At 56.6% G+C, this 16,918-nt stretch carries 14 protein-coding genes; 8 read left to right on the top strand and 6 right to left on the bottom strand.

Annotation, left to right across the window (positions count from 1 at the left end):
• The first annotated feature begins 69 nt into the window (after positions 1–69).
• The 3 genes from QP888_RS01795 to QP888_RS01785 all read left to right on the top strand — a co-directional run bounded on the left by QP888_RS01795 (position 70) and on the right by QP888_RS01785 (position 4,461).
• Positions 70–3,285 carry a bifunctional [glutamine synthetase] adenylyltransferase/[glutamine synthetase]-adenylyl-L-tyrosine phosphorylase gene (locus QP888_RS01795; RefSeq protein ID WP_284811771.1) on the top strand — a complete coding sequence of 1,072 codons (3,216 nt, stop codon included), beginning with the start codon at positions 70–72 and terminating at the stop codon, positions 3,283–3,285.
• 60 nt (positions 3,286–3,345) lie between these two features.
• On the top strand, positions 3,346–3,786 hold the full coding sequence (locus QP888_RS01790; RefSeq protein WP_502869074.1) for a Cgl2226 family protein: 441 nt from the start codon (positions 3,346–3,348) through the stop codon (positions 3,784–3,786).
• Between the two features lie 135 nt (positions 3,787–3,921).
• Positions 3,922–4,461 (top strand): hypothetical protein, encoded by a 540-nt coding sequence (locus QP888_RS01785; protein WP_284811766.1) that lies wholly within the window; start codon positions 3,922–3,924, stop codon positions 4,459–4,461.
• A gap of 66 nt (positions 4,462–4,527) precedes the next feature.
• Here QP888_RS01785 and QP888_RS01780 read toward each other — a convergent pair whose 3' ends face one another.
• A complete protein-coding gene (locus QP888_RS01780) occupies positions 4,528–5,988 on the bottom strand; it encodes an MFS transporter (RefSeq protein WP_284811765.1) in 1,461 nt (486 codons plus the stop codon).
• A 35-nt stretch (positions 5,989–6,023) separates the two neighbouring features.
• Between QP888_RS01780 and thrC the strand changes: the two genes are divergently transcribed.
• From thrC to QP888_RS01755, 5 genes are all read left to right on the top strand, one after another.
• The gene (gene thrC, locus QP888_RS01775) at positions 6,024–7,481 is read left to right on the top strand and encodes a threonine synthase (protein ID WP_284811763.1); all 1,458 of its coding nucleotides are present in this window, start codon (positions 6,024–6,026) and stop codon (positions 7,479–7,481) included.
• Positions 7,482–7,512: 31 nt separating this feature from the next.
• Complete coding sequence (locus tag QP888_RS01770; protein WP_284811761.1) at positions 7,513–8,598, top strand: trypsin-like serine protease; 1,086 nt, start codon at positions 7,513–7,515, stop codon at positions 8,596–8,598.
• Positions 8,599–8,688: 90 nt separating this feature from the next.
• The gene (locus QP888_RS01765; protein ID WP_284811759.1) at positions 8,689–9,228 is read left to right on the top strand and encodes an NUDIX hydrolase; all 540 of its coding nucleotides are present in this window, start codon (positions 8,689–8,691) and stop codon (positions 9,226–9,228) included.
• Positions 9,221–10,210, top strand: a complete 990-nt coding sequence (locus QP888_RS01760) for an SGNH/GDSL hydrolase family protein (protein ID WP_284811758.1) — start codon at positions 9,221–9,223, stop codon at positions 10,208–10,210. Before QP888_RS01765 ends, QP888_RS01760 begins: the two co-directional genes overlap by 8 nt.
• A gap of 54 nt (positions 10,211–10,264) precedes the next feature.
• Positions 10,265–10,753 (top strand): RDD family protein, encoded by a 489-nt coding sequence (locus QP888_RS01755; RefSeq protein ID WP_284811756.1) that lies wholly within the window; start codon positions 10,265–10,267, stop codon positions 10,751–10,753.
• A gap of 7 nt (positions 10,754–10,760) precedes the next feature.
• On the opposite strand, the gene QP888_RS01750 is transcribed toward QP888_RS01755, so the two are convergent.
• The 5 genes from QP888_RS01750 to sucB form a co-directional block, all read right to left on the bottom strand.
• Complete coding sequence (locus tag QP888_RS01750) at positions 10,761–11,540, bottom strand: DUF4191 domain-containing protein (RefSeq protein ID WP_284811755.1); 780 nt, start codon at positions 11,538–11,540, stop codon at positions 10,761–10,763.
• Between the two features lie 120 nt (positions 11,541–11,660).
• Positions 11,661–12,704, bottom strand: coding sequence for a lipoyl synthase (lipA, locus tag QP888_RS01745; RefSeq protein ID WP_284811753.1), 1,044 nt, complete (start codon positions 12,702–12,704; stop codon positions 11,661–11,663).
• 77 nt (positions 12,705–12,781) lie between these two features.
• Positions 12,782–13,543 (bottom strand): lipoyl(octanoyl) transferase LipB, encoded by a 762-nt coding sequence (gene lipB, locus QP888_RS01740; RefSeq protein WP_284811751.1) that lies wholly within the window; start codon positions 13,541–13,543, stop codon positions 12,782–12,784.
• A gap of 87 nt (positions 13,544–13,630) precedes the next feature.
• Positions 13,631–14,818, bottom strand: a complete 1,188-nt coding sequence (locus QP888_RS01735; RefSeq protein ID WP_284811750.1) for an MFS transporter — start codon at positions 14,816–14,818, stop codon at positions 13,631–13,633.
• Between the two features lie 228 nt (positions 14,819–15,046).
• On the bottom strand, positions 15,047–16,867 hold the full coding sequence (gene sucB / locus QP888_RS01730; RefSeq protein ID WP_284811748.1) for a 2-oxoglutarate dehydrogenase, E2 component, dihydrolipoamide succinyltransferase: 1,821 nt from the start codon (positions 16,865–16,867) through the stop codon (positions 15,047–15,049).
• Between the last annotated feature and the right edge of the window lie 51 nt (positions 16,868–16,918).

Here is a 16,918-nt window from a genome sequence, read left to right as displayed (position 1 = left end):
GGTCATCGTTTCGTGACACGGCGCTTACCGGCACCGCCAACCACATATTCCAAAGAGCTGAGCATTATTGTGAGTTCGAACCGACCATCTATCCCATCGACTGCCACCCTGGGTTTGTCTAACCCAAAAGCCAGCGAAGACATCTCCTGGCTTGGTTGGAATAAACCCGAACACACCGAGTTGCTGTGGTGCCTGGCTGCGGCATCTGACCAGGACCTCGCGCTGAATACGCTCATGCGCATGGCCGGAAACCTGGACGATGACGGTGCAGAATTAACTACCCAGCTGTGCGCAGACGAAGCACTACGAGTACGATTTTTCGCTTTGCTGGGTGGGTCCACACTATTGGGCGATCATATGGCGGCCCACCCGGAGACGTGGAAACAACTTGTGAAGCCTCTGCCGGACAAATCTGAAATGTTTCAGCAGATGCTCCAGGCAGTGGGAGCCCAGGTTGCCGATTTCGCGGACCCGGATGCTGATTCTAACTCCGGGCCCGGCACAACTGCTCCCGCAGGCTCCAGTACTGATTCCGGTGCCGAGCCTAACAACGACGATGCGCCCGACCCGGCTAGCCCTGACTTGTCGACGCCTGGGACCTACCGCGCGGCGATGACCGGCAGCGATGCTACCTGCGCGTTGCGTGATGCCTACCGCACTTTGATGCTTCGAATCGCCGCGCACGATCTGGCTGGGAGCTATTTTGCGCGCAAAGGCCAAACCGAACCGCAACCGAAGCTGTTGTTTAGCACGATCACCGGTGCGCTCTCTGATTTGGCTGATGCTGCACTGACCGCGGCACTTGCGGTTGCGGTGGCCGAAGTCTACGGCCCGTGCGTTCGTGGTTCCACCGAATCGGGTGCGGTGACCGCAAAGAACAAGGACCCGAAGCCGGTCGACGCCCGGCTAGCGGTGATCGCTATGGGCAAGTGCGGCGCGCAGGAGCTGAACTACATCTCCGACGTGGATGTCATTTTTGTTGCCGAACCCGCCAGCAACAAAGCCACGCGCTTGGCTGCTGAGTTTAACCGCATCGGCTCTGCCGCATTTTTCGAGGTAGACCCCAACCTGCGCCCAGAAGGCAAATCTGGCGCGTTGGTGCGCACCCTGGAATCCCATATCAAGTACTACCGGCGATGGGCCGAAACCTGGGAATTTCAAGCGTTGTTGAAAGCCCGCGCCCAAACCGGTTACCTACCGCTGGGCCACCGCTACGAAGATGCAATCCGTCCAATGGTGTGGACGGCATCGGAGCGTGACTCCTTCGTCGAAGACGTACAAGCGATGCGTCGGCGTGTACTCGCTAATGTGCCCAAAGACATGCGGACCCGAGAATTAAAACTCGGCACCGGCGGCATGCGGGATGTCGAATTTGCTGTGCAACTGTTGCAACTCGTTCATGGCCGGTCCGATGAACGCCTGCGGGTGCTATCCACTGTCGAAGCACTCGAGGCTTTGAAGTCTTCCGGTTATATCGGAAGAGAGGATTCCTGGCAGCTCATCGAAGCGTATGAGTTTTTGCGCTTGCTGGAACACCGCCTGCAATTGCAGCGTTTCCGGCGCACCCACACTATGCCAGCAGACGATGACACCGACGCGCTGCGCTGGCTGGCACGCGCCGCCGGGTTTGATGCGCATGGCTCACAATCATCTTATGACCTGATGGTTAACTACTTGCGCAAAGTCCGTTTGCGTATTTCGGAGCTGCACTCACGGTTGTTTTACCGGCCATTGTTGGATTCTGTGGCTTCTATGTCGGCCGAAGAACTCAAGCTTTCCCCAGCGGCTGCGAAACTACAACTTTCCGCGTTGGGTTACCGGCATCCCGGTCGTGCGTTCGATCACCTCACCAAACTGGCATCCGGTAGCTCACGCAAAGCGCGTATTCAATCGATTCTGCTGCCCGGGCTGATGGAATGGCTTGCAGATACCGCTGACCCAGATGCTGGCCTGCTTAATTACCGCAAGCTTTCGGACGCCGCCTTTGATCGTTCCTGGTTTTTGCGCATGCTGCGCGATGAAGGAATTGTCGGCAAGCGTCTGATGTCAATTCTGGGAAATTCGCCGTATACAGCGGAGCTGATCATCAACTCTCCAGATACCGTCAAGCTGCTATCTGATGGCGCGAACGGCCCGAAATTCCTGGAGACCAACCCGCAGCAAGTGTCGAAGTCCTTGGTGAACTCGACGAAACGCCACGCTGACCCAGACAAAGCGGTGGCGGTAGCGCGCTCTTTACGACGCGTGGAGCTGGCCCGGATCGCTTCGGCGGATCAACTCGGTTTCATGCCGGTCGAGCGCGTGTGTCGAGAGCTGTCACTGATTTGGGATGCGGTGCTGGAAGCCGCGATTCGTGCAGAAGTCCGCGCCAGCCTGCGAGAACTTGACCGCGAAGCGCCACCGGCGCGCATCGCGGTGATCGGCATGGGTCGCCTGGGGGGCCAAGAGCTTGGCTTCGGCTCAGATGCAGATGTGCTCATGGTGGCTGAACCCACCGAGGGCGAAGACGAAACCGAAGCAATGAATTGGGCGAAAAAGATCGTCGACAAGCTGCGCGCACGCCTAGCAAAACCCTCTGGTGATCCGCCGTTGGAGGTGGACTTGGGGCTGCGCCCGGAGGGCCGAAGTGGGGCGGTGGTGCGCAGCATTGGGTCTTACCGGCGCTACTACTCGCAATGGGGTGAAGCCTGGGAAATCCAGGCGCTGTTGCGGGCCAATGTGGTGGCAGGTGATGCGGAAGTTGGTGCGGCTTTTATCGAGATGATCAATGATTTCCGTTATCCGGCCAGTGGGATATCGGAATCGACGATCCGTGAGATTCGGCGTATCAAAGCACGTGTTGACAACGAACGCTTGCCTCGTGGAGCGGATCGCAATACGCACACGAAGCTTGGCCGCGGTGGGCTGACCGACGTGGAATGGACCGTGCAGCTGTTGATCATGATGCACGCTGCGCAACACCATGAGCTTCGCACGCCATCCACATTGGACGCCTTGGATGCTTTGCGGGACTGCGAGATTCTGACGGACAATGAGGTCGAGCAGCTACGTGAAGCTTGGTTAATGGCGACGAATGCCCGCAATGCACTGGTACTAGTACGCGGTAAACGTGTGGACCAATTGCCGCAGTCCGGCAATCACCTCGCACAAGTTGCCGGTGTCGCCGGGTGGGCGCCGGAAGACAACCAGGAATTCCTTGAGGCTTATCTGAAGGCAACCCGCCATGCGCGCCGAGTAGTGGATCAGGTTTTCTGGGGTGAACCAGATTCTTATGAATATGACTGAATGCGCCTAGCCGAATGTGGATAAACTCGATGGCACACTAACCTTTGGCGGCGAAAGGAAATGATCATGGGACTGTCACTCTCATTCAACGTTGATAAGGCCACGCTGGCGGACCTGCAAGAATTGGTTGCTATGGCAGAACACATCGGAATCGCCAGCGATACGTATGTCGAGTTTGATGAGGAATCCCGTCATGTCCGCGTCGATAGCGACGGAATGAGCGCAAGCAAAATCACGGAGATCCACAACAACGAACAGGATCGGAAGGCTGAACGGCTTCACTGTGATGATGTCGATGTGGAAGATGCAGGTGCCCATCGTCGGCAGGAGAATCAGCCTGGCCGGTTTGCACACCCGCGTGATGGTGGGGAATGGTCCGACGTGTTCGATCGCGTAACGCGCAGCGTCAACAACAACCCACTGACGCAGCACATTGGGGATGCGGCGATGCGCTCGCTTGGCGACATTCTATCCGGGCGGCGGAATCCACCGCGCCACTAATTTTGGGGTGCTAGTTATGTGAGATGCATAGCATATTGACAGGTTTATCTACTGGGAAAATCACATAGCCTGGTTATGCTAATCCCGTATAAGCGTCATAACTGGAATAGCGCGTACAAGGAAGAGATAGCCGACATGTCGAAACCGACAACTAACACGCACAAGGCATCACGTACCTGGTGGATTTACGGTGCGCTTGGCTTGGGGATAGTGCTCGCCGGTGTTTTCGTTGTCCCAATGGTGCTCGATAGCTCGGATAAGCATAACGAACAAACCGTTGGCTCAATGCTCGATGATCAACCGCACCCTTTCGAAGACCAGGCAGCGGCAGGCAGTAGCGTCGCGGCCGCCTCAAATTCAGAAATTTCTCCGCAGATTTACGGTCAGCGGTTGGCAGAACTGGCTTCAATTCTTGGCATTTCTGCGGACTACATGAATCCAGAGAATTGGCCGGAAATCGTGCTCGAAGTAGACCACGAGAACCGTGCCGCTATGCGGGTCATGCTCGAAAATATTTTGCATGATGCCATCGAGCGCGGTGATATTTCTTATGTTGACCGCGATCGGGTTCTCTATGCCTTCGATTTAGGCCTTATTGACGCCCCGCTTAGTACTATTTCGAATTATCCCATTGACGGCGAACCACTGGAATCACCTAGCTCAGACTCTCCGTAGTCGCAAGCACCAGCCACTGGAGGCGCAATACCCTGATAAAACAACACTGGTGAGCAACAGCGCGGACTAATCAGTGCGGTTTTTCGGTTGTGGTCTGGTTGCTTCGTGGATCACCAGACCGTGCTGCGTCGCAGTGCTGGAGCCTGCTGAAGCAACAGAAGCAGAACTAGCACCCGAACGCATGCGTTGAATTTCGCGCTTCCGCCAAGTCGTAGCGCAGAATAAGCCAGCAATGCCCACCGCCCACACGCTGCCACCAGCGAGTGCAGCGAGCTGAAAATCCGTCCAAGTATATTCGGCCCCATCGGCAGAAATATCCAAGACAATACCGATTCCCTGTGAAGCCGCCATACCGGAAAGAAAACCACCCATATTCGCAAGCCCGGTGGCCGTCGCGACGGTCTCTCGCGAGACACCTTCACGGACATTATCAAAACCGTAATTCGCTGAGGCGGCACACAGCGCAACAACCACATTCACTACAACGATTGCCGCCATCGCACGTGGAGTGCTGCTAGCGAAAAACACCACCCAAGTAAGCACAATAGTGGTGGAAAAGACCACGACAGCCCAATGCCTGGTAGCGCCCAAGCGTGCCGAAAACATGCCGTGTAGGGGACCGGAAGCAACGGTAACGACAGTGTTGATGGCTAAGACTGCACCGGCTTGTTCGGAGCTTAAGCCCATGCCGAGAGTCATCAAAGGAAAACCCCACATCATCAGGAATACCAGCTGGAACATCAGGCACGAGTAGTGCATGAAAAACCCTTGCCATGCCACCGGGGTACGCACGAGCGTACGCATCCGCGTTGCCAGAGAATCAATGTCGGTATCTGGGGACGCGCCGCCTTTCGCCGCTGCACCTGTGACCATTGAGTCTTGGCCTGTGGTGCGGCGATCGACGTCGGGAAGATCCTTAATCGCGAGTCCAGCCAGCCCGGCGATCAAGATGCTTGCCGCGCCGAGCGTGACAAACGATGCCGTCCAACCGGCAGCGCCCAGCAGAGCCAAAAATGGCACCGCGGAAATAAACTGGCCAGTCTGCCCAATCGCGCCCGTCAACTGCGTAAACAACGGCGTTTTCCGCAACGGGAACCAATAAGGAAGCAGCCGCATGACCGCCAGAAAAGCCGAAGCATCCCCCGCACCGATCAGTACCCTTGCGCCGATGGCTAGCGGATACGACGTCGTCCAGGCCAACATGAATTGCCCAATGCCCATGACTACCGCGCCAAAAATCACCATCGTCCGCGGGCCGAACTTGTCGATGCCTAGCCCCGTCGGAATCTGTGCCAATGCATAAACCCCGAGCTGCACCGCAGCGAAGACCGCGGTGCGCGAAGCAACCACCTGAAAGCGCTCAATCGCATCCACGCTGGCCACACCAAATGAAGTTCGCCCGGTAATCGCGATGATATAGCAGGCCACACCACCGACCCAGACCAGCAGCGCCCGGCGGGTTACCACTTCACGTGGGTGCGGGGCAGCAGTGGCAGTCTGAGAAGCTGATTTGGCGCTATTTTCCATACGAGCCATTGTAGGTAGACGCTAAGATGAAACCCGTGGATTATATTTCGACTCGTGATACCCTGGCCCAACCTGCACAATTTACCGACATCTTGCTCGGTGGCCTTGCTGCTGACGGCGGGCTTTATTTGCCGATGAGCTACCCGCAGCTGGACGCAGAAAAATTAGCAGAACTTCGGGAGACCTCGCGCACCCAAGGTTACGCCGGGCTGGCGGCAGAAATCCTGCAGTTGTTCGTCGACGATATTCCTGCCGACGAGCTCGAAGCCATGGCGCACAGGGCCTATAACACCGAGAAATTCGCCCACGAAGAAATCGTGCCGGTGACCAAATTGGATGAGCAGTTTTATATCGGCCACTTGTCCGAAGGTCCAACCGCAGCGTTTAAAGACATGGCCATGCAGCTGCTCGGCGAGCTTTTCGAATATGAGTTGGCGCGACGGGGAACCACGTTGAATATTCTGGGTGCGACTTCTGGCGATACCGGCTCGTCAGCAGAATACGCCATGCGTGGGCGGCAAGGTATCCGTGTCTTTATGTTGACGCCGAAGGGACGGATGACGCCGTTCCAACAGGCGCAGATGTTTGGGTTAGACGACGAGAATATTTTTAATATTGCCCTCGATGGTGTCTTCGATGATTGCCAGGATATCGTCAAGGCCGTCAGCGCGGACGAGGTTTTCAAGCGTGACTACCGTATCGGCGCGGTGAATTCGATTAACTGGGCACGCCTGCTGGCGCAGATTGTGTATTACGTTTCCTGCTGGATCAAAGTCACCGACGCCACCGGTGATTATTCGCAAAAAGTCTCGTTTAGCGTGCCGACGGGCAACTTCGGCGATATTTGTGCAGGGCACATCGCACGCCAAATGGGGCTGCCAATCGACCGGTTGATCGTCGCCACGAATGAAAACGATGTGCTGGACGAGTTTTTCCGCACCGGGCAATACCGGCCGCGCTCTGCCGCGGATACCCACGAGACTTCCTCGCCGTCGATGGATATTTCTCGTGCGTCGAACTTTGAGCGTTTCATTGCGGACTTGCTGGATCGCGACGCCGCCCAGGTGGCAGATCTGTTCGGCCACCGCATCAAAGATGGCGGTTTTGCGCTTGCCGACGATCTGCTGGCGCGTGTGCGTGACGAATTCGGGTTCGTCTCCGGCCGCTCGCTGCACGCGGACCGCTTGGCGACGATCGCCCAGGTACATAAAAATCATGAAATGCTGGTGGATCCGCACACTGCAGATGGCATCAAGGTGGCCTGGGATGCAGTATCCGAGCACGACATCACCAGCCCGGTGGTCTGTCTGGAAACAGCTTTGCCGGTGAAGTTCGCCGACACCATCGAAGAGGCCCTGGGAACTGCCCCGGACATGCCGCGGCGTTTCGCCGGAATTATGGATGCAGGCCGCCACGTCGCGGACCTTGACAATGATGCCGACAAGGTCAAAGACTATATCCGCAGCTCCATCGCAGAAACCAACGTGCGGTAATCAGCACCGGTTGTGGCTATACTCTGTAGCTATGATTGGGCAGAAACAGCAGGCCGACGCTGGCTCTGGCTATAGCAGCGTTGGTGGCACTAGCCACGGCCACACCGGGGTATTAGCGGTGCTGTGTGCTGTGTTGCTGTTTGTTTCTGCCTGCACCAGTACTGGATTGTCCGCGTTTGGGGAGGGAGATTCTGGCGGCGGCTCGGCTGAGGACGGCTTCCCGGAAGGCGCGGATTTGGCTGCTGACTTTGATCCAGCGCAACCACGCTCAATACCCGCGCCACCGTTGCGAGCTGATGCCCTCACGGGGTCGGATCAACAACGCCTTGGGCAGGAACCGCAATCGCAGACCCGGATTATTCACCCAGTACATTCCCCTTTAGCGCCGGGCGCACCGATTGATATTTCTACGCATGTACCCCAGCCCGGCACAGAGTTTCATTATAATATCTGCACCGTTGCCTATTCCTTTACTGATGAAGCAGGCACAGGCTATGCGATTACCGCCTCTCATTGCGGGCGGGAAGGCGATCTCGTGTGGGCGGGACAGGCCAATAACCGTTTCCAGTGGCCAGCAGAACCGATAGGGTCTTTTATCTATTCCGACCTCTACACTGTGGATTCTTCCGATTTGGATATAGCGATCATTGAGCTCAATGCCAATGCCTTTGAGGCCAGCGTGGCCGGTGGATCCGAAGCGGCTTTGAACCCCATGGCAACCGCGATTGCCGATAGGGTGGACTTCTTGCCGGAACATGTGTGCAAAAACGGTCGTATCACTGGAATCACTTGTGGGGACACGACCGCGGCGCAGGCGTTGGGCAAATTGAATACCCATGACGGTTCGGTGCTTGATGCCAGGTCCGCCCGCGCTGCTCTGTGCGCGACCACGGGTGATTCTGGTGGGCCGGTGTATGCCGAGCTTAACGGCGAACAAGTTATCGTTGGCTTAGTCTCCGGCACTACGACACAGCAGGCTGCGCACCAGTGCAACGGGGATCGACCCGTGGATGGAACTAATGGGGATATCAGTGTGTCGTATACTCCGGCGACGGAATTTCAGCGCATTATTGGCAGCATTGTCCCACAAGCCGCAACGACGACCACCACGTGGTAAACAGCGTCCTCGTAAACAACGCCCCGGTAAACAGCGCCCTGCTGTGCCTGCAGGAGAGCTGGGTTGGTCTGCCCCCGTTAGAATACAGATATGGCTACCCCGGAATTTATTACTGAACTGCGCAAACATATAGGTTCGACACCTCTGTGGATTCCCGCGACGACTACCGTCGTCATCCGCGAAGTCCCGGCTGATGCTCCCATTTGGGAGGTGCCGACGGTTCTTCTGGTCCAACGGGCTGATAGCGGAGATTGGACTCCCATTGGTGGCATTTGTGAACCGGGCGAACAACCTCATGAAACCGCCGTACGCGAGGTCAAGGAAGAAACTGGGTTAGACATTGAGCCCGTGGCATTGCTGGGAGCCGGGGCAGTGGGGCCGGTGACGTACTCGAATGGGGATGTGTGCCAATTTATGGACACCGCAATTTCCGCGCGGTTGGTGGGCGAATACGATCAGCAGCCACGTGTTGCCGACGACGAATCCGTGGACACTCAATGGTGCTCGGTGGCTCATTTGCCGCAATCATTATCTGCCCGGCACCGCATGGTGATTGCCGATGCTGTGGCGCAGATGAAAAATCCCACTCGTTTTCGGCCTCGTCTCGGGTTTAACAAGCGCAATGGCTAATGTGCCGAGACTACCGAGTAGCAAAAATACCGACGATGCTTCCCAGATTCAAACGCAGAACCACCCTCAGCTCCGGACCCCGACCTGGTACCGCGCTGCGCCAGCCTTGCTACTCAGCAGTGGGCTAGTACTTAGTGCCTGTAGTATCGGGGCGCACAACGACGATGGCGCTGAACCGGTTATTGATACCTATGTGGCACTCGGGGATTCCTATGCCGCGATGGCCTCACGCGATGGAGCCGACGATCCGGGTGATGTGGTGGCAGATTTTTGTCGGCGTTCGCCAGATAATTATCCCGTTGTGCTCGGCGATCTGCTTTCTGCTAATACCGTGATTGATCGTAGTTGCCAAGGCGCGATCATCGACAACCTCACCGAAACCCGAGAAGCCGGCGGGGTATCAGTGCCCGCGCAGTTGCAAGCTTTAGGCGAGACTGGCGGAGACGCAACTGACAGGACCATCGACCTGGTGACATTGACCATTGGTGATAACGATATTGGTTTCGGAGAAATGGTGTTGTGCGTACAGCATGCCTTGGAGACTGCCGAATCTTCCAACTGCGGTGCCTATATGGATCGTAAAGTCGAACACGAAACCCGCGTGGTGGAAGACCGGTTACATGAAGTTTTTGCCGAAATCCGTTCCCGGGCACCCGACGCGCAGATTATTGCCACCGGTTATCTGCCCTTGCTTGGTGCGTTGGACGACTGCGCTGAAATTGCCGCCATTTCCGGGACTGACCGAACATGGCTACAAACTGTGATCCAGCAGCTCAACCAAGCTATCGCACAGGCGGCGCGGGCCCACGACGTGCAGTTCGCGTTGCCAGCCGAGGCTGACAAACATACAGTCTGTGCCGAACCAGAGCAGCGCTGGGTTGATCTTTCGGGGACGGCGACGGGGTCGTTTCCGTTTCATCCGACAGCTGCCGGGCAAGCTGCTATGGCGCAGGAAATTTACCAACAGTTCCTGCGAGATTAACGGCATCATCCCTCTGGTTTCGCTGCCCTAACCCCGGCTTGTAGATTAGAGAGCATGGCGGAGAACAAGCGAAGCTGGCTGGATGGACCAGCCATTCCCGGTGAAAATGAAGATCCGAATTCACCAAGCCGGTGGCCCGGCGAAAAACTCGGTATGCCGAAAAACGGGCGTGGTTCGCTAGCGCCGGTGGGCAAACGTGCATTAGCCGTGCTCATTGATTGGTTTGTGGCGCTTGCGCTAGCATTCGGCCTTCGCTACGGGCTCGGCGATGCTGATATCAGCCAAGGCGCGACCACTACTTGGAATTACCTGTTGTGGATTGGCATCGGTATATTTTTTGGCTGGCTGTTTGCGCGCACCCCAGGCATGATGCTGCTGGGGATGGGCGTTGCCCGGGTGGACGCGGAAGAACGCGTCGGCTTGTGGCGCGCTGTAGTGCGTACATTGCTTACCGCCTGTTTCTTCCCGGCGGTGATGGTCGATTCCGACGGCCGCGGCATGCACGACCGCGCGACTGGAACCGCAGTTATTCGCACGAATTAAATTGTGCTTATTTGCCCTTTTTGGCATTCATACGGCGCATACGGCGGTTCATGCCGGAAGGATTCTGTGCTTGTTGTGGCAAAGGTCCCTTTGGCATACCTGCACCCGGCCCGGCTGCTGAATCCATGGCCTCGATGCGCGCGTTGATGTCGTAGACTTCGGTCTTGCTGTAGTTACGTGGCAACTTCAGTAGCTTACGCTGTAGCTTGCCCAGGGGAACCTGGTTCTCCCCGGTGCCGGTGTAGACCACATGTACGGGCACACCGCCGGCGATACGGTCAATGCGGCGGCGTTCCTTGTCGACGAGTTTCTCCAAGCGCTTGGGGTTGCCTTCACCAACGAAAACCACACCCGGGTTACCGACGACGCGGTGCAGCAAATCCTGTTGACGAGTCATGCCGACGCCCTGCTTGGTAAACCAAATGATGCCGAAGGTATTACGCAGGTTGTCCAGGGTCCAACCAGCAGCGCCAGGCTGATCCTCAACGCGCTTGTACATCGATGATTGCAGACGGCGGGTGAAAATCCACATGGCGACGACGGCACCCAGCACGATACCGACCGGCAGCATGAACCACTGGCCGCCCCACAACATGCCGAGCAAGAAAAACAGCACGGCGATGCCAACAACCGCCAGCAGCATCAAAGGAATCAGCGCTTTATCATCTTTGCGCTGCATGTTGAAGGCCTGCCACATTTGCGACCGCGTTTGCTTGCGCTGCGCTTTCTTGGCTTGTTTTGCCTCACGTTTTTGGGCCTTGAGCTTCGCCTTGTCGTCTTTTGCCATGACTCTCACTTTAAGGGGTAGTTAACCGATTTCTAAAACATCGTCCGCACTCATAATAATAAGTGCTCATGAGAAAACGCGCTCCGGGCAGATTCCCGAAGCGCGTTGCACGCACAAACTCTAGCGAGTCGTTACCGGAGTCGCTTCTGAAGCGCCATACTTGCTCAACAACGAGGATGCTTCCTGTGCCGTCGGGCCCTGCGAAGTCTCCTGCAGATGAGACAGGCGCTCTGGTAATTCACGCCCACGCGCATGCATTGCCTGTACGTAGAGCTTGCCTGCGCGGTAGGACGAACGCACCAGCGGGCCAGCCATAACAGCACCGTAACCCATTTCGCGGGCAGCCTTGGAATGCTCCACGAATTCTTCTGGGCGAACCCAGCGGTCAATCGGGTGGAACAGTGGCCCTGGCCGCAAGTACTGCGTGATGGTAATGATGTCGGTACCGGCATCGCGCAAATCCTGGAGGGTATCCAGGACCTCTTGCTCGGTTTCGCCCATGCCCAGAATCAGATTTGACTTGGTAATCAGACCGTAATCATGGGCCTGGCGGATAACATCCAGCGAACGCTCATAGCGGAATGCCGGACGGATGCGCTTGAAGATGCGCGGAACGGTTTCCAGGTTGTGCGCGAACACCTCCGGCTCAGCCTCAAAGACTTCTTGCAGCAGATCGGGCTTGCCAGAAAAGTCCGGGGTAAGGTTCTCAATTCCCGTATTCGGGTTGAGTTCCCGGATCTTGCGCACGATTTCTGCGTACAGCCAGGCGCCCTCATCTTTCAAATCGTCACGGGTGACGCCAGTGACGGTGGTGTAGTTGAGATCCATCTCGCGAATATTTTCGGCAACGCGACGCGGCTCATCGGTATCAAGCAGGCCTGGTTTGCCGGTTTTAATATCGCAGAAGTCGCAGCGGCGTGTACACAGGTCGCCGCCAATCAGGAACGTTGCCTCACGCGATTCCCAACATTCGTGGATATTGGGGCAGCCGGCCTCCTGGCACACGGTGTGCAAACCGGCGCCGGCGACCTTGGCTTTCATGTCTTTGTATTCTGGGCCGTTGCGGACCTGGTTGCGGATCCAGCGTGGCTTTTTCTCGATAGGATTTTCTGCGTTCCGCTTTTCAATGCGCAGCAGTTTGCGCCCTTCGGGGGTGACACTCATAATGCCCCAGCCTACGCCTAGTAGTTTGTTCTTACCAGCAGGCTGTAATAGGCCGTTTGTGGAGGGGTTTTAGGGGATTACTGTGGCGAGTCGCCTACCCGCGAGGTATCCAAATCGTGATCGCTGACAGCCAGATCCCCAGCCAAAGCGTGCACTAAAGACTTGTGCAAAAGCGGGATCATTTCCGCGGTGGTCACGTCCCGGCCGTGCTCCAGCGATAATGTCGTGACATCGGCGTCGTCAATGCCGCAAGCGACGATGTGGTCGTAGAATTCCAGCGAGTTATTGCAGTTCAGTGAGAGGCCATGCATTGTCACACCACGGGTGACGCGAATGCCTAACGCCGCGATTTTACGGTCACGTTTGGGAGCATTCTTGTCGACGGCGCGTACACTATGCGGAACCCACACGCCGGAACGGCCTTCCATACGGCCAACTTTATGTGTGCCGAATTTTGTCAACGCGTCAATGATGGCTTCTTCTAGCCGACGAACGTAATCCACCACATCGACTGGTTCTGCAAGTTTGATGATGGGGTAGACCACCAACTGTCCGCGGCCATGCCAAGTGATGCGGCCGCCGCGATCCACCTTGATTGTCGGCAATCCGTTAGTGGGCATATCCGACGGTTGGGTGCGTTTGCCTGCGGTATAGACATCGGGATGCTCTAGAAACAGAAGTTGATCTGGGATTTCGCCGTCAGCGCGTTGTTTGGCTAATTGTGCCTGTAGATCCCATGCCTCTTGGTAGTCAATAGTGCCTAGGTTGTGGACCTCGAGATCCTCATCAGCACGAATAGAACGATCAGCAGGAAAAAACGGGGCGCGTGGAGCAGTCATGGTGCACATTTTAACGCGCCCTGAAGACAGCGGGGCTGTGGACGCAGCGGGTTGTGGGCTATGCGGGCTATGGACGCGGGTTATGGACTATGCCCGCTGTGGGAAGCGACGGGATTTTTTGAAAAACCGGCCGTCGAAACGCAGCACCATGAAGATGGTAAATAGTGCCATCGCAATACCAAACAAGAAACACGTGATGTAGCCAATCGCTGGCCCTAGAATCGAAATGATGAACGGGAAGGTAAACCCGATATAGGTGAGCGAGTAGAACGAGGCACTGGCTGCACCCAGCTCATCGTCCGGCGCCAGCCGCTGTGCTTCTTGCAATCCCGACGACATCAAGATGCCGTAGGCAAAGCCCAGCGGAATAGTGGCGAGCAGGCCAAAGACGACACCGACCAGGGAATCTTGCCAAATCGCCACGCAGATCGAACACAGCATGCCGACGATAATTAGCGACAAACCATAAACCGCAGGAGGGTAGGTGCGCGAGCCGCCAACATAACGCTGAATAACGTTTCCGAACACCATGGCCAAACATGCGATGGATCCGGTGTAGACGACGGGGTGATCCATCTGTGCTTCGAGCAAGCGTGTGTTCACGGCGAATGCGGTGGATGCAGCACCGAAAACCCACGGACCAGACAAACCAAGAGTGAGCCAGAAACGTGACGTTTTCACCTGGCTGGCTAGCAGCTTGCCCGTGCTCGTGCCCTCTGTGTGCACCGTTGGGGTGTTCCAGACCAAAGGGGTGATGATGGCGGCAAGAACCAAGTGCAGCAGATACGGGATCAAGTCTGGTTTTGGCAGAAATTCTGCAACGATGCCAGCTACCAGTGGGCCCCCGGCGAAACCGGATGTCAAAGCAATGGTGGCGCGGCGTGCACCTTGGATCGCCGGGCCATCAGAAAGCTGCTTCAACCAGGCAGCACCCGATGCCATCACCAGGCCCGTCGCCAAGCCCGTGATGAACCGGCCTGCGCCGATGAAAATAGTCGGGCCGAACGCACCGAGCGCGAGCACAGCCGATCCAATGAAGGAAAGGATTAGCGCTGGACGAATGAGCGCGCGGCGCCCGTAGGTATCGGACATGGGGCCGCCGATGATGAGCGCGGGGATAAGACCAACGATGTAGATCGCGAGAAAAGCCGTCACTTGACCGTCGCTAAGACCGGCCTCTAGACGGTAGGAAACCATCAATGGGGCGAAGGCGTTCGCGCCGAAGGCGACGACGAACATGCCTAAGCCAACTCTTAACCAATCGCTGATCCGCATACGTTCCTCTTTTGGCTTCTTGGCGGTCGTCTCTCGCGTTCCACTGAAAACTAGTGGGTGCTTGAGTTGTTCTATATCACGTCACCATGTGACCGCGGTTAACATGATGACCGTTATGTTACGTGAGTTGGCTCATAATGCGAAAACCGGGTCTTCCCGCCGCGTTGCCAGTGAAAAAGCTGGAAGCGCGGTGATGGGAAGACCCGGTGTTTGGGCTAGCAGGCTAGCTTATAGATCCAGATCGGATTCGAAATCCGCAGTCTCGAGACGGTCCTTGATGGTGGTGATGAAGCGACCTGCATCCGCACCGTCGACCACCTGGTGGTCGTAGGTGAATGGCAGGTAGCACATCTGACGGATCGCGATGGCGTCCTGGCCGTCTTCCGTAACGACGACTGGTCGCTTCTCGATCACCGCGGTGCCCAAGATACCGGCCTGTGGCGGTACCAGGATTGGGGTGTCTAGAAGCGCGCCTTCCGAACCAATGTTGGTGACGGTGAAGGTAGCGCCGGTGAGATCGTTTGGCTTCAGCTTGTTGTTGCGTGCTCGATCTGCCAGATCGATAATCTCTGCAGCGATCTCTGGCAAGGATTTCTCCTGGGCCTTCTTGATGACTGGAGTCAGCAGACCCTTCGGAGTGTCTACCGCGATGGCGACGTTGACGTCTGCGTGGTAGGTCATCTCCTTCGTATCTGCGTTGTACGAAGCATTCACGTTCGGGTGAGAGACCAAGGCTTCCACGGTGGCCTTGACGAAGAACGGCAGGAAGGTCAGCTTCGCGCCGTGCTTGTCAGCAAACGCCTGCTTGTTGGCCTTGCGCAGGTTGGATACGGCGGTCATGTCGATTTCCTGCACGTGGGTCAGCTGTGCAGAAATCTGCAGTGCTTCCACCATCTTCTGTGCGGTGATCTGACGGATACGGTTAACCTTCTGCGTGGTACCACGCAGCTCCGCCTTTTCTGGATCGACAGACTTGGTCGACCAGTTCGAACCGGCCTTCTTGACGTCGTTGCCGGAAGACTTCTCGGAGTCCTTATCCTGAGCAGACGAGTCAGCGGAACCACCGTCGACAGCAGCCATGACGTCTTGCTTGCGGATGCGTCCGCCAACGCCGGTGCCTTCCACGGAATTCAAGTCGACGCCGTGCTTGTCGGCCAATTTACGTACTAATGGAGTGACGTAAGGAACCTTGCCGGAGTTCCTCTTGCTGGAATCCTTGGATTCGTCTTTCTTCGGCTCAGGCTTGTTGGATTCTTCCTTGCCCTCGGACTTCTTCTCCGGCTTCTTGTCGGATTTATCTTCTTTGTCCTCGGATTCCTGGGAATCGGAGTCAGGCGCGGAGTCCTCAGCGTCATCTGCGTCATTGCTGTCGGACTTGTCGTTAGCATCGGCGTCGTTGGAGTCATCCGAATCAGCTGCGGCGTTGCCGTCGCCGACGCGGACAATGACGTCGCCAACTTCGACGGTGTCGTCTTCTTCGGCAAGGATTTCGACGATGGTGCCAGCTACTGGGGATGGAACTTCGGTATCAACCTTGTCGGTGGAGACCTCTAGTAGTGGTTCGTCTACTTCGACGGTGTCGCCCACGGATTTCAGCCACTGGGTGATGGTGCCTTCGGTAACTGATTCGCCGAGTTCTGGCATTTCCACATCGGTGGTCTTGCCGGAGCCACCGGAGTTCTTGTTGGAAGCAGAATCCTTCTTGTCAGACTCGTCTTCCTTCTCCTCGGATGCGGAGTCATCAGCAGCATCAGCCTCATCTGCATCAGCGGCGTCGTCAGAGTCGGAATCGTCGGAATCTGTGGCTTCGTCTTCATCGCCAATAACGGCGATGACGTCGCCAACCTCTACAGTGTCGTCTTCTTCTGCTTTGATCTCGAGGAGCGTTCCCGAGACCGGGGAAGGGACTTCAGTGTCCACCTTGTCAGTGGAAACTTCAAGCAAAGGCTCATCGGCTTCGATGGTGTCGCCGACGGATTTCAACCACTGAGTAATGGTGCCTTCGGTGACTGATTCGCCCAGCTCGGGCATCTCTACGGAGTGCGACATGTGTGAGAGACTCCTCTAAAGTCGTTAGTAAATAGAAGCTACGCCATCCCA

This window comes from Corynebacterium sp. MSK297, from assembly GCF_030232885.1.
In the GTDB taxonomy this organism is placed as follows: Bacteria; Actinomycetota; Actinomycetes; order Mycobacteriales; family Mycobacteriaceae; genus Corynebacterium.
The sequence above is the reverse complement of the archived record's forward strand: the minus strand, read 5'-3'. Positions and strand labels throughout refer to the sequence as shown.

Bases quoted from the DNA above. Each gene is read 5' to 3' on its own strand.
- QP888_RS01790 (WP_502869074.1), top strand. From the start codon at position 3,346: ATGATCATGGGACTGTCACTCTCATTCAACGTTGATAAGGCCACGCTG.
- QP888_RS01785 (WP_284811766.1), top strand. From the start codon at position 3,922: ATGTCGAAACCGACAACTAACACGCACAAGGCATCACGTACCTGGTGG.
- QP888_RS01780 (WP_284811765.1), bottom strand. From the start codon at position 5,988: ATGGAAAATAGCGCCAAATCAGCTTCTCAGACTGCCACTGCTGCCCCG.
- QP888_RS01770 (WP_284811761.1), top strand. From the start codon at position 7,513: ATGATTGGGCAGAAACAGCAGGCCGACGCTGGCTCTGGCTATAGCAGC.
- QP888_RS01765 (WP_284811759.1), top strand. From the start codon at position 8,689: ATGGCTACCCCGGAATTTATTACTGAACTGCGCAAACATATAGGTTCG.
- QP888_RS01760 (WP_284811758.1), top strand. From the start codon at position 9,221: ATGGCTAATGTGCCGAGACTACCGAGTAGCAAAAATACCGACGATGCT.
- QP888_RS01755 (WP_284811756.1), top strand. From the start codon at position 10,265: ATGGCGGAGAACAAGCGAAGCTGGCTGGATGGACCAGCCATTCCCGGT.
- QP888_RS01750 (WP_284811755.1), bottom strand. From the start codon at position 11,540: ATGGCAAAAGACGACAAGGCGAAGCTCAAGGCCCAAAAACGTGAGGCA.
- lipA (WP_284811753.1), bottom strand. From the start codon at position 12,704: ATGAGTGTCACCCCCGAAGGGCGCAAACTGCTGCGCATTGAAAAGCGG.
- lipB (WP_284811751.1), bottom strand. From the start codon at position 13,543: ATGACTGCTCCACGCGCCCCGTTTTTTCCTGCTGATCGTTCTATTCGT.
- QP888_RS01735 (WP_284811750.1), bottom strand. From the start codon at position 14,818: ATGCGGATCAGCGATTGGTTAAGAGTTGGCTTAGGCATGTTCGTCGTC.
- sucB (WP_284811748.1), bottom strand. From the start codon at position 16,867: ATGTCGCACTCCGTAGAGATGCCCGAGCTGGGCGAATCAGTCACCGAA.